This window comes from Mycobacterium sp. E2462 (assembly GCF_001672685.1).
Taxonomy (GTDB): domain Bacteria; phylum Actinomycetota; class Actinomycetes; order Mycobacteriales; family Mycobacteriaceae; genus Mycobacterium.
In genome coordinates this window covers 1-10,558 of sequence record NZ_LZKC01000375.1, presented here as the reverse complement: position 1 = coordinate 10,558, position 10,558 = coordinate 1, and the positions used below count along the sequence as shown (strand labels likewise).

Annotated in this window: 8 protein-coding genes; 1 reads left to right on the top strand and 7 read right to left on the bottom strand. The window is 72.0% G+C overall.

Features of this window, described 5'->3' with window-relative positions; all coding sequences use genetic code 11:
* Positions 1-103 precede the first annotated feature (103 nt).
* From A5714_RS19660 to mfd, 7 genes are all read right to left on the bottom strand, one after another.
* Positions 104-1,048, bottom strand: a complete 945-nt coding sequence (locus tag A5714_RS19660; protein ID WP_068288022.1) for a Ppx/GppA phosphatase family protein — start codon at positions 1,046-1,048, stop codon at positions 104-106.
* Complete coding sequence (locus tag A5714_RS19655; RefSeq protein WP_068065186.1) at positions 1,042-1,530, bottom strand: DUF501 domain-containing protein; 489 nt, start codon at positions 1,528-1,530, stop codon at positions 1,042-1,044. Before A5714_RS19655 ends, A5714_RS19660 begins: the two co-directional genes overlap by 7 nt.
* A complete protein-coding gene (locus A5714_RS19650) occupies positions 1,523-2,218 on the bottom strand; it encodes a septum formation initiator family protein (RefSeq protein WP_068288020.1) in 696 nt (231 codons plus the stop codon). The genes A5714_RS19655 and A5714_RS19650 overlap by 8 nt, the downstream gene beginning before the upstream one ends.
* Positions 2,219-2,241: 23 nt before the next feature.
* Complete coding sequence (eno, locus tag A5714_RS19645) at positions 2,242-3,531, bottom strand: phosphopyruvate hydratase (RefSeq protein ID WP_068288017.1); 1,290 nt, start codon at positions 3,529-3,531, stop codon at positions 2,242-2,244.
* Positions 3,532-3,581: 50 nt separating this feature from the next.
* A complete protein-coding gene (locus tag A5714_RS19640; protein WP_156671432.1) occupies positions 3,582-4,310 on the bottom strand; it encodes a lytic transglycosylase domain-containing protein in 729 nt (242 codons plus the stop codon).
* A 160-nt stretch (positions 4,311-4,470) separates the two neighbouring features.
* Entirely contained in the window at positions 4,471-5,532 is a 1,062-nt protein-coding gene (locus A5714_RS19635; RefSeq protein WP_082959857.1) for a nucleoside triphosphate pyrophosphohydrolase, read from the bottom strand.
* A gap of 70 nt (positions 5,533-5,602) precedes the next feature.
* Positions 5,603-9,259, bottom strand: coding sequence for a transcription-repair coupling factor (mfd, locus tag A5714_RS19630; protein ID WP_197513807.1), 3,657 nt, complete (start codon positions 9,257-9,259; stop codon positions 5,603-5,605).
* 119 nt (positions 9,260-9,378) lie between these two features.
* Here mfd and A5714_RS19625 point away from each other — a divergent pair.
* Positions 9,379-10,558, top strand: a 1,180-nt coding sequence (locus A5714_RS19625) for a diaminopimelate decarboxylase (protein WP_156747405.1), incomplete at its 3' end; no start/stop codon positions are given.

Below are 10,558 nucleotides of genomic sequence, written 5' to 3'. Positions count from 1 at the left end.
GGAGTAACGCCCAGCGGCGCGCGCGTTGTCGCTATGAGGCGGGCACTTCGTCACTGCCCCCGAAAAACCCGCCGCGCGCCAAACCCGGTCCGCGCCCAAGACGCTAGTCGCCGAGCGAGAGCACGATGCCGTCGAGGATGTCGTGTTCGCTGACGGTCAGCTCGTCGATGCCTGCGCGAGCCCGCAATTCGCGCGCCAACTCCTGCACCACGATGGCGCCCCCGCCGATAACGTCCGCGCGGCCCTCGTGCATCGGCGGCAGCGCCGCGCGCTGCGCGCGCGTCATGCCGATCAAACGCTCGCACACCGCCAGCAGGTCCGGCCCGGCGACCCGCGAAAGATGAATCGCCGCAGAGTCATACTCCGTCATCCCGTGCGCCAGCGCCGAGAGCGTGGTCATCGTCCCGGCCACCCCCACCCACCGGCGGGCACCCTCGACCGGCACGGCTCGCAGGGCCGCCGCGAGGCGCTCGCGCACCACCTGCCGCGCCGCCGCCACCTCCGCCGCCGTCGGCGGGTCCGAATGCAGGCACCGTTCGGTCAATCGGACGCAGCCGATGTCGGCGGAGAAGCTCGCGGCCACCGTCCGGTCGCCGACGACGATCTCGGTAGACCCGCCGCCGAGGTCGACGACCACGAAAGGCCCATCGGCGGAATCCAATTCGCCGACGGCGCCGCGGAACGATAACTCCGCCTCCTGTGCACCGGTGATCACCTCGGCCACCGCACCGGGGAGCACCGCACCCAGCACCTCGGCCGTCATCGCGAAGAATGCGTCACGGTTGGCGACGTCACGCGCCGCCGAGGTGGCCACCATCCGCACCCGCTCGGCGCCGTGCTGCCGAATCAGGGACGCGTAATCGGTCAGCGCGGCGCGGGTGCGCTCGATCGCCTCCGGCGCGAACTCCCCCGTGGCGTCCACACCCTGACCCAGGCGCACGATCCGCGTCTCCCGATGCACGTCGCACAGCCCACCCGCGCCGGCGTCGGCGATCAGCAGCCGAATCGAGTTGGTGCCGCAGTCGATTCCGGCGAGCCGGCTCACCACCGCCCCGCCTCCAACACGCCGGCCAGCGCCGGTTCACCCGCCAGGATCGCCAGGGCCTCGTCGCCCAGCGGGTTGCAGCCGGGGCCCTTGGCCAGCGAGTGCGCGATCAGTACGTGCAGGCACTTCACCCGGTCCGGCATCCCGCCGCCCGAAAATTGCGTCCCGAGCGGCTCGATCGAATCCCGTTCGGCCAGATAGGATTCGTGGGCCCGCCGATACGCGGCCGCAAGTTCGTCGTCGCGGCCCAGCCGCTCAGTCATCTCCCGCATCAGTCCCGTCGTCTCCAATCTGCTCGCGGCGGCGGTCAACGCCGGATGCGTGAGGTAGTACAGCGTGGGGAAGGGTGTGCCGTCGGGCAGTTTCGGCGCGGTCTTCACGACCCCGGGTTCGCCATTGGGGCACCGGTAGGCGATCTCCAGCACGCCGCGCGGTTCGCGCCCTAGCTGGCGCGCCACCGCGTCCAGGTCGGCGCGATCAACCACCGGGAGGAGTTGGGGTCGGCGCGGGCGAATTAGGCTGCGGGGCAGAGGTTTCCGGCGCCGCCGCGGGCGGTAGATGCGGCGCGTCGGCGATGGTGTGCCACAGCGAGGTGTACCACGGGTCGTTGTTGGTGGGCTTTGCCGATTGCGTGCCCGGCTGCACCGGCACCGCCGCTGTCGGCGGGAGTTGCACCTGGAACGGGATGTCGCCGGGCTTGACGAAGCCGAGCCGCTCGCGGGCCTGCGCCGCGATGTAGGCCGGGTCGGCCAGTTTCGCCTTCTTGGACTCCAATTCGCTGATCTGGGCGCGCAACGCGGCCTGGCTCGCCGACAGCTGATTCATCTCGGTGCGCTGCGCGAAATAGGTGCGCACCGGGCCGGCGATCGTCAGCGTCAGCACGCAGACAACGGCGGCCAGCACGGCCGCCCGGCGCGCCGTGAAACCCAACCGCTGATCCGAACGGTGCTCGACGGATTCGGCGGCTTGGCGCTTGATGGGTTCGACGACGTGCTCGAACGGCGTCCGGGTGGTGGCGCCACCGACGGTGGGCGACACCGACGGCTTGGCCGTGGGCTTCGCCGAAACCTGGGTCGGCTTGTTCGGGCGCCGGCGCCGGCCCGCGTCACCGGCCTTGCCCGGCCGCGAGGCCGGGGAGCGCCGCCGCGAGTCCGGCCGGTTCCCGTCGGGCATGTCAGACGCCGTTGCCTGTCAAGCTATTTCGCCTCGAACGTGTACCGCGGGAAGGCCAGGTCACCGGCGTAGCGGGCGGCGTCGCCGAGGGCTTCCTCGATGCGCAACAGCTGGTTGTACTTCGCGACGCGCTCGCTGCGGGCGGGCGCACCCGTCTTGATCTGACCGCTGCCGACCGCCACCGCCAGGTCGGCGATGGTGGTGTCCTCGGTCTCGCCGCTGCGGTGACTCATCATCGTGCGGTAGCCGCTGTGGTGCGCCAGGGCCACCGCGTCGAGCGTCTCGGTGAGCGTGCCGATCTGATTCACCTTGACCAGCAACGCGTTTCCGACGCCTTTCTCGATGCCCTCCTCGAGCCGCTCGGGGTTGGTGACGAAGATGTCGTCGCCGACCAGCTGCACGCGGTCACCGATCGACGCCGTCAGCGCCGCCCAGCCGTCCCAATCGTCCTCCGACAGCGGGTCTTCGATGGAGACCAGGGGGTAGGAGCCGAGCAGCCCGGCGTAGAACTCGGCCATCTGCGCCGCGGTGCGGGTCGTGCCCTCGAAGGCGTAACCGGTGCCGTCGGTGTAGAACTCGGTGGCGGCCGCGTCCAGCGCCAGCGCCACGTCGGAGCCGAGCTTGAAACCCGCCGATTCGATGGCCCGGCTGATCAGGTCCAGCGCCGCGGTGGTGCCGGCCACGTCGGGCGCGAAGCCGCCCTCGTCGCCGAGGCCGGTGCTCAGCCCCTCTTTCTTCAACACCGCCTTGAGCGAGTGGTACACCTCGGCACCCCAGCGCAGGGCCTCGGCGAAGCTGGGGGCGCCGATCGGCGCCACCATGAACTCCTGGATGTCGACGGCGGTGTCGGCGTGCGCGCCGCCGTTGAGGATGTTGAGCATCGGCACCGGCAGGATGTGCGCGTTCGGGCCGCCGAGGTAGCGGAACAACGGCAGCTCGGCGGAGTCGGCGGCCGCCGTCGCGACCGCCAGCGAGACGCCCAGGATCGCGTTGGCGCCCAGCCGGGACTTGTCGGGGGTGCCGTCCAGGTCGACCAGCGCCTGGTCCACCAGCCGCTGGTCGTCGGCGTTGAGCCCGATGACCGCCGGGCCGATCTCGTCGAGCACGGCCTGCACCGCCTTGTGCACGCCCTTGCCGCCGTAGCGGTCGCCACCGTCGCGCAGCTCCACGGCCTCGTGCTCACCGGTCGACGCGCCGGAGGGCACCGCGGCCCGGGCGAACGTCCCGTCGATCAGGGCTATCTCGACCTCGACCGTCGGGTTGCCGCGGGAGTCGAGGATCTCGCGAGCCCCGACCTGCTCGATAATCGGCACTACAGTTCTCCTTAACCGGTGCGTGCTTGGTGGGTCAGCGATACATCCTGCTACAGCGGATGACCCGCCGCATAAGCGGTCGCCCAGTCGCGGACGGCACGGGCGTAGACGCCGGAGTTGTTGTAGGCGCGCAGCGCGGTGATCCAGCCCCGCGGCGTCGCCAGATCCTTACCGCGCCAACACAGGTAGCCCGCCGCGGCCAGCGCCGAATCGTCGATGTTGTCGGGGCTGACCCGCCCGTCGTTGTGAGCATCGACACCATAGAGCCGCCACGTCTCCGGGATGAACTGCATGGGGCCCATGGCGCGCGCCACCCCGTCGTCGTCCGTGACGTCCTCGGCGCTGTCGACGATGCGCAGGTTGCCGCCGGTGCCGTCCAGGCGGACGCCACGGATCGGGGGGCTGACGTCGCCGTTGGGCGCCAACCGCGAGCCGCGGTAGGTGCCGTGATGGCTTTCCACCTGCCCGATGCCGGCCAGGGTGGTCCACGCGATGTGGCATTTCGGGTTCTCGACCTCGGCGACCCGCGCGGCGTAGGCGTACGCCTCGAGCGCGATGACCGGGATCTCCAGGGCCGCCGAGCGCTGCTGCGCCCAAGCCCGCAGCTGATCCGCGGGCCGGCCACTGGCGTGGGTGTTGACCGGCGGCACCGCGTCACCGGGCGGTGGCGGCACCCCCTCGGGGATGAACAGGCTCAACTGCCAGGTGCAGCTGGACGCGAGGAGCATCGCGGTCGCGCCGATCACGGCGGCCGCGCGCAACCAACGCCTCGGCGACACCATGGCTGTCCGCAACACCCTTACACTCCCCCGCATCACTTGCCGCAACCATCGTCCCATGCGATCGCGCGGTGTCAGGGCGCGTCGGGGCGCGGCGCCCCGGTTTTCCCGCCGAATCCGCAACGCCGCGATTAGCTGGCCCGGCCCGCAGCGACGGCGATCAGACGGCGTCCGCGGCCGGCTCGGTGCCGTCTTGGGGGGCGCCCGGAGCGCCGGTCTCGGGGACCTCGTGGGGCGTCGGGGCGTCGGCCGGCGTCGGGGCGTCGACGACCGCCAAGGCCTCGGCGCCCGGCCAATGGCCGCGCCATTCCGCCTCGCTGACGTCGTCGAGGCGGGCGACGTCGAACTCGTCGGGAAAGCCCGATCCGCGGCGGGCGGCGGCGATCCTCTTCTCCACGGCGCGGACCGTGTCGACGAAGTCCAGAACCGCCGCGCGCAACGCGCTTTCGGCATCGACGTCGGCCGACACCGTCACGGAGGTGATCGCCGCGGGCACCAGGTCGGCCGGCACGCCGGCCCTGGCGGCGCGCTGAATCACCTTCTGCGCCAGCGCCAACGCGGGTTGACCGGTGTGCACCTCGTCCATCACCGATGTGCGGGGCTTCTCGGCGGCCTTGCGCTCCTCCCACTGCGCCAGCTGCTCCTCGAGCGAAATCGACTGTCCGGCAAGAACTCCCGGCACCCGATTGCCCAGCTTGCGCATCAGCGCCGCGGCGACGTCGTCGATGGTGAACGGGGACTGCGGCGCGTCCTCGGCGATGCGGGCGTGGAAGAGCACCTGCAGCAACACGTCGCCGAGCTCCTCGCGCAACTGCTCGGCGCTACCGCTGCCCACCGCGTCGAGCAGCTCGTAGGTCTCCTCCAACAAGAACCTGCGCAACGAATCGTGGGTTTGCTCGCTCTCCCAGGGCCCCGCCGTGCGCAGCTTGTCCATCATCGCGACGGCATCGACGAGCCGTTCGCCGCGCGGCGTCTCGGGCGCCGCGATCAGCCGGGCGCCGGCGGCCAGCCGGGCGGTGACGGCCGGGTGCTCGGGGTCGGACGACAGCAGGACCGGGGCCGGGGCGTCGGGGTCACCGGAGTGCACCGGCCGCGCCGAGCGCAGCGACCACGGCACCGCGACCGGCATCTCCTCGGTGTACTCCACCTCGCCGCTGAGGTGCTCGATGGCCTCGACGGGCACCAGCGACGGGCGGCGCGGGTCGACCAACACGACGATCATTGGCGCACCTCCTCATCGCTTCGTCGGCCGCAAGCGGGCGGTACCCCCACGGCGTCGTCGCGGGCACCGATCATCGCGCTTGCCGCCCCTCACTGGCCATCGACGCAGGTAATTCACTCGTTATACCAACATCCGTCTGCGGTTTACCTTGCAGCGCCGTGACCAGATTGGCCACCATCTGCACCAGCTCGACGTCGCGCAGCCGCGGCGCCCCCACGCCGCCCGCGCGCGGTATCGGCACCTGCACCGTGTTCGTCGTGGCGCGGTAGTTCGCCGACGGATACATCCGCTTGAGCCGCACCTGCGCCGAATCCGGCAGCGTCAGCGGGGAGAGCCGAACCGTCGTCGCCGACGGCGCCGACACCTCGGTGATCCCGGCGGCGCGGCACACCAGCCGCAACCGGGCGACGGCCACCAGCCGCTCGGCCGGTTCGGGCAGCGCCCCGTAGCGGTCGACGAGCTCCTCGACCGCCGCATCCACCGCGGCGTCGTCGGCCGCGGCGGCCAGCCGCCGGTACGCCTCCAGGCGCAGTCGGTCACTGGCGATGTAGTCCGGCGGCAGGTGCGCGTCCACCGGCAGGTCGATCCGGACGTCCTTGGGCTCCTCGGCGGTGGTGACCGTCTGGCCGTCGGCCGCCGCGCGGTAGGCCTCGACGGCCTCGCCGACCAGCCGGACGTACAGGTCGAAGCCCACCCCCGCCACGTGCCCGGACTGCTCGACGCCCAGCACGTTGCCGGCGCCGCGGATCTCCAGGTCCTTCAGCGCGACCGCCATGCCCGCGCCCAACTCGTTGTTCTGCGCGATGGTGGCCAGCCGGTCGTACGCCGTCTCGGTCAGCGGCGTGTGCGGCGGGTACAGGAAGTAGGCGTAGCCCCGTTCCCGGCTGCGCCCGACGCGGCCGCGCAGCTGGTGCAGCTGCGAGAGGCCGAAGGTGTCGGCGCGCTCCACGATCAGCGTGTTGGCGTTGGAGATGTCCAGGCCGGTCTCCACGATCGTGGTGCACACGAGGATGTCGTACTCCCGGTTCCAGAACCCCTGCACGGTGCGTTCCAGCCGGTCCTCGGGCATCTGCCCATGCGCGACCACCACGCGGGCCTCGGGCACCAGCTCCCGGATCCGGGCCGCCGCGCGGTCGATCGAGCTGACCCGGTTGTGCACGTAGAACACCTGCCCGTCGCGCAGCAGCTCGCGTCGCAGCGCGGCGGCCACCTGCTTGTCGTCGTGCGGGCCGACATACGTCAGCACCGGGTAGCGCTCCTCGGGCGGGGTGAGGATGGTCGACATCTCGCGGATGCCGGCCAGGCTCATCTCCAGGGTCCGCGGGATCGGGGTGGCGCTCATCGTCAGCACGTCGACGTGGGTGCGCAGGCTCTTGATGTGCTCCTTGTGCTCGACGCCGAACCGCTGCTCCTCGTCGACGATGACCAGGCCGAGGTCCTTCCAGCGCACGCCGGTCTGCAGCAGCCGGTGCGTGCCGATGACGACGTCGACCGAGCCGTCGGCCAGGCCCTCGATCACGGCGCGCGACTCGGCGTTGTCGGTGAACCGCGACAGCCCCTTGACGGTCACCGGGAACCCGGTCATCCGGTCGGTGAACGTCTGCAGGTGCTGGTCGGCCAGCAGCGTGGTCGGCACCAACACCGCGACCTGCTTGCCGTCCTGCACGGCCTTGAACGCCGCCCGCACCGCGATCTCGGTCTTGCCGTAGCCGACGTCGCCGCAGATCACCCGGTCCATCGGGATCGGCTTTTCCATGTCGGCCTTGACCTCGGTGATGGCGGTGAGCTGATCGACGGTCTCGGTGAAGCCGAACGCATCCTCCATCTCGGCCTGCCAGGGCGTGTCCGGCCCGAAGGCGTGACCCGGGCTGGCCTGCCGCTTGGCGTACAGCGACACCAGCTCCCCGGCGATCTCGCGCACGGCCCGCCGGGCCTTGGTCTTGGTGTTCGTCCAGTCGCTGCCGCCCAGCTTGGACAGCGCCGGTGCCTGCCCGCCGACGTAGCGCGACAGCTGGTCGAGGGAGTCCATGGGCACGTAGAGCTTGTCCGAACCCCCGCCCCTCTTGCTGGACGCGTATTCCAGCACCAGGTATTCGCGGCGGGCGCCGCCGACGGTGCGCTCGGTCATCTCCACGAACCGCCCGATGCCGTGCTGGTCGTGCACCACCAGGTCGCCGGCCGTCAGCGCCAGCGGGTCGACGGTGTTGCGCCGCTTGGCCGCGAGGCGCTTGCCCTCGACGGCGGTCACCCGGCTGCCGGTCAGGTCGGTCTCGGTGATGACGACCAGGTTGGCGCCGGGGATCACGACACCCTCGTGCAGCGGCCCCTTGAGCACGCCGACGACGCCCGCCTTGGGCGCCGCGCCGCAGTCCAGCATGCCGGCGGCGGTTTCCGACTCGGCCAGCCGCTCGACGACGCGGTGGGCGGTGCCGGTGCCGGGCGCGACCACCACCGCGTAGCCGCCCGTCGAGACATGGGCGCGCAGCATCGCGAAGATGCTGTCGATGTCGTGCTGGTGGCCGCGCGCCGACGGCGACGGCCGCACGTCCAGCTCCAGCGCCGCCTCATCGGAGAGCTGGCTCAGCGTCCACCACGGGTGCTCGGAGCCGGCCGCCGCGGCCCGCACGTCGTCGAGCTCGGCGAACCCGGAGCCGCCGAACTGCTCGGCGTCGACCGGCGCATCGGTGCCCAGGGCGGCCACCGACCACGCCGCCTCGAGGAACTCCCGGCCGGTCTTGATCAGGTCGGCGGCGCGGGTGCGCACCTTCTCGGGGTCGCACACCAACAGCGGGGTCCGCGGGGCCAGCTGGTCGATCAGCAGCGCGTGCTTGCCCGGGCAGAGCACCGGCAGCAGCGCCTCCATGCCGTCGACCGGGATGCCCTCGGCGAGCTTGGCCAGCATGTCGCTGACGCCGCCCGTGATGGCCGGCTCGGCCGCGGGATGCTGCGCGACCAGTGCGGCGGCCCGCTCCCGCACGTCGTCGGTGAGCAGCAGCTCGCGGCAGGCCACCGCGATCACCGAGTCCACCTCGATCTCGGGGATGGAGCGCTGGTCGGCGACGGCGAACATGCGCATCTCGCTGACCTCGTCGCCCCAGAACTCGACGCGGACGGGGTGCTCCGCGGTCGGCGGGAAGACGTCGAGGATGCCGCCGCGCACGGCGAACTCGCCGCGCCGGCCCACCATGTCGACCCGGGTGTAGGCCAGCTCGACCAGCCGGGCGATGACGGCCTCGAACTCGATCTCCTGCCCGACGCTGAATGTGACGGGTTCCACGAGGCCCAACTGCGGGGTCATGGGTTGGAGCAACGACCGCACCGCCGTCACGACCACCTGCAGCGGCGGGCCCAGCCGCGCGTCGTCGGGGTGCGCGAGCCGGCGCAGCACCATCATCCGGGTGCCGATGGTGTCGACGCCGGGCGAAAGGCGTTCGTGCGGGAGGGTCTCCCAGGACGGGAAGACGGCGACGGCGTCACCCAGGACGCCGCGCAGTTCGGCGGTCAGGTCGTCGGCTTCGCGCCCGGTCGCGGTGACTACCAGCAGAGGCCCCAACCGCGCCAGGGCGGCGGCCGCGAACAGCCGCGCGCTGGCAGGACCCACCAGGCTCAGATCGGCCGGCCGTGCGGCCGCGGTGTCGATGAGCTGGGTGAAGGTCGGCGCGGTGAGCGCCAATTCAACGAGCCCCGCGATCGGGGTTTCTGGGCTAGCAGCCCCCGGTGCGGTCATGATGAATTCCATTCTAGGGGGCCGCAAGACGCGCCGAAGTTCGTCAGGATCGGCGCCGGGGGCGTCAAGGATCCGTCAGGGAGGCGCCGGCCGGGGCCGCGCGGGAGCAGCGTGGACTCATGACGTTGCTCGACATCCTGCCGTCGCTCGGCCAGGCGGCTCCCCCACGGTTCGATCCGGCGGTGTGGCCCGTCACCGCCCGTCCCGACGAGGAGGGCAGGCTTTGCCTCGGCGGGGTCCCCCTGGTCGACATCGCCGACGAGTTCGGCACCCCGGCGTACGTGATCGACGAAACCGACTTCCGGGAGCGGGCCCGCCGCTACCGCAAGGCGCTGCGCGACGCCCAGGTCGTCTACGCCGGCAAGTCACTGTTGACCTCCGCGGTCGCCCGGTGGGCCCGCGACGAGGGGTTGGGCATCGACGTCTGCTCGAACGGCGAGCTGGCCACCGCGCTGGCCGGCGGCGTGGACCCGGCCCGGATCATCCTGCACGGCAACGCCAAGACCCCCGACGAGCTGCGCGACGCCGTGCGCGTCGGGGTCGGGCGCATCGTGGTGGATTCCGGCATCGAGGTCGCGTACTTGGCCGGCCTGGCCCGACGCCGCCAGCCGGTGCTGGTGCGGGTGCCCGGTTCCACCCTCGCCGACGACCACGCCGCCGAGGCCGTCACGCGGGTGCTGGCGCACCCGATCCTCGACCTCGTCGGGCTGCACTGCCAGATCGGCCCGCAGGTCGGCGACCCGGCGCAGTTCGGTGCCGCGATCCGCCGGCTGATCGCCGCGATGGCCGACATCCGGGGCCGGCACGGGGTGATCCTCACCGAGCTCAACATCGGGGGCGGGCACGCCGTCCCGTCGGCCCCGGGCGATCGCGAGCTGGACCTGCCGGCATTCAACGCGGCCATCGAGGACGCCCTGGACGAGGCCTGCGCCGCGGAGCACTTCCCCCGGCCGACGGTCGTGGTGGAGCCGGGCCGGGCCATCAGCGGCCGGGCCGGGGTCACGCTGTACCGGGTGTGCTCGGTGAAGGCCCGGCCGGGCGGCGGCACCGTCGTCGCCGTCGACGGCGGTATGAGCGACCACCCGCGGGTCGCGCCGCGCGGCGCCCGGTGCACCGTCGCGCTGGCCAACCGGCATCCGGTGGGCGCCCGCCACCGCGTGACCGTCGCCGGTCGGCATGGCGAATCGGGCGACGAGATCGCCGTCGACGTCGAGTTGCCCATCGACCTGCGGGCCGATCTGGCAGTGCAGCCCGACGAGGTCGAGGATCGGGTGCGCCAGCACCCGCGTGACGGCCTCG